Origin of the sequence: Oryzomonas rubra (assembly GCF_008369015.1) — a bacterium.
GTDB lineage: Bacteria > Desulfobacterota > Desulfuromonadia > Geobacterales > Pseudopelobacteraceae > Oryzomonas > Oryzomonas japonica.
In genome coordinates this window covers 1-593 of record NZ_SRSD01000023.1, presented here as the reverse complement: position 1 = coordinate 593, position 593 = coordinate 1, and the positions used below count along the sequence as shown (strand labels likewise).

Annotated in this window: 1 protein-coding gene; it reads right to left on the bottom strand. The window is 58.3% G+C overall.

Features of this window, described 5'->3' with window-relative positions; translation table 11 throughout:
• The coding region (locus ET418_RS18035) for a GTP-binding protein (RefSeq protein WP_149310034.1) at positions 1–575 on the bottom strand (575 nt) is incomplete at its 3' end.
• Positions 576–593: the final 18 nt, after the last annotated feature.

Here is a 593-nt window from a genome sequence, read left to right as displayed (position 1 = left end):
ATGATGGCCGGCTCGGCCAGTTCGCCCTTCTCGCCGTTCAGCGCCTGGAGGGCCGAACCTTTGATGATGGGAATATCGTCACCCGGGAAGTCGTAGCTGGACAGAAGCTCGCGAATCTCAAGCTCAACCAGTTCCAGCAACTCGGCGTCATCCACCATGTCCGCCTTGTTCAGGAAGACGACGATGTAGGGAACGCCTACCTGACGTGCAAGCAGGATGTGCTCACGGGTCTGGGGCATGGGGCCGTCAGCGGCGGACACGACCAGGATGGCGCCATCCATCTGCGCAGCTCCCGTGATCATGTTCTTGACGTAGTCGGCATGGCCCGGGCAGTCAACGTGGGCATAGTGACGCTTGTCGGTCTCGTATTCAACGTGCGCAGTGGCAATCGTAATACCGCGCTCACGCTCTTCGGGAGCATTGTCGATCTGGTCGAACGCCTTGAATTCGGCCTGACCCTTACCGGCCAATACCTTCGTGATAGCGGCGGTCAACGTGGTCTTGCCGTGGTCAACGTGACCTATCGTGCCGATGTTTACATGCGGTTTGTTACGCTCGAATTTAGCCTTCGCCATGATAACAGGCCCTCCTCA